Raw genomic sequence first — 1,304 nt, forward strand, 5'->3', positions numbered from 1 at the left:
CATTCTCAGTTTGGGTGAAATTGTTCCGGATGATTTTGTATTGAGTAATACCAATATTGCGGAAGTAAAGATGCCAAATCGCAATGGAATGACAACGAAGCATGGTTTTTGGAACGTCACTGGTAAACCTGATGTCAATGGTAGTTCTTGCATGAAAAATTGCGTTCAATTTGTTCAAATCGGCTCAACCTTGCCTGATTTCGCTCGAAATGCACACGAGAACATTGCAGAGCAAAACCGCATGTACGGCCCATATCGTGGTGCAGATTCAACTAAACCACCGTTAGCTAAATTGCCTGGCGCTTCTGGTGATGGCCTAGCCCATGCCAAGGATACGCATTCATCAGCCAAAAAAGGCCCGGCTGCTTTATTCCAGAGCGAAAATTGCTCTGCTTGCCATGCTCTAAATGCCAAGTTAGTTGGGCCATCAATCACCGATATTGCCAAGAAATATGACGGCCAAAGTGGGGCGCTTGAAAAGTTAATGGCCAAGGTGAAATCTGGTGGAGCAGGCGTTTGGGGCTCAATTCCAATGCCGCCACAAGCCCAACTTTCGGACGAGGACCGCAAGACTTTAGTAACCTGGGTGCTATCTGGTGGCAAATAAAAATAGCCAATTAGGTAGTAACCACAATGTTTTAATGCAAAATAAGCAATAAATTGATGGAAGTTAAGATTAATAAAGGAGTTTTTATGAATCAGCAGCGACGCAGTTTGATGAAGTATTCAGCAGTATTTGGCCTAATGGCTTCTGCAGGCCTTATCAGCACTGCTCAAGCTCAAGAGTGGAACAAAGCCGCTTTTGAAGGCAAAGGTATCGATGATGTATTCAAGATCTTGGGTGCTGATAGTCCAGATAAATCATCTGCAGTGACTTTGAATGCCCCAGATATCGCTGAAAACGGTGCAGTTGTTCCTGTTGGAATCACTTCTACGCTTAAGGCAGAGCAAATGGCTATCTTGGTTGAAAAGAACCCAAGCTCACTAGCAGCTCAATTCTTTATTCCTGCTGGCACAGATTCATTTGTGACAACACGTATCAAAATGGGTCAAACATCCAATGTATACGGCTTGGTAAAAGCTGATGGCAAGTGGCTAATGACTGTTAAAGAAGTCAAAGTAACGCTTGGTGGTTGCGGCGGTTAATTCCGAAGCATATTAATAAACACAATTCATACATAGAATAAAAGAGGAACCAAAATGGCTGATCCAATGCGCGTAAGAGCTGCTGAAAATGGCGGTACTGTAGATGTAAAAATTTTGATGAAACATGATATGGAATCTGGTCAGCGTAAAGACGCTTC

Annotated in this window: 3 protein-coding genes; all 3 read left to right on the top strand. The window is 43.2% G+C overall.

Annotated elements, in window-relative coordinates; genetic code table 11:
- Positions 1-607 (top strand): c-type cytochrome (locus B7X71_RS17105; protein ID WP_293601622.1); only part of this gene is annotated, 607 nt, incomplete at its 5' end.
- An 86-nt stretch (positions 608-693) separates the two neighbouring features.
- Positions 694-1,146, top strand: coding sequence for a thiosulfate oxidation carrier protein SoxY (gene soxY / locus B7X71_RS17110; protein WP_215300805.1), 453 nt, complete (start codon positions 694-696; stop codon positions 1,144-1,146).
- Between the two features lie 54 nt (positions 1,147-1,200).
- Positions 1,201-1,304 (top strand): thiosulfate oxidation carrier complex protein SoxZ (locus tag B7X71_RS17115; protein WP_293601623.1); only part of this gene is annotated, 104 nt, incomplete at its 3' end.

The organism is Polynucleobacter sp. 39-46-10 (assembly GCF_002282275.1).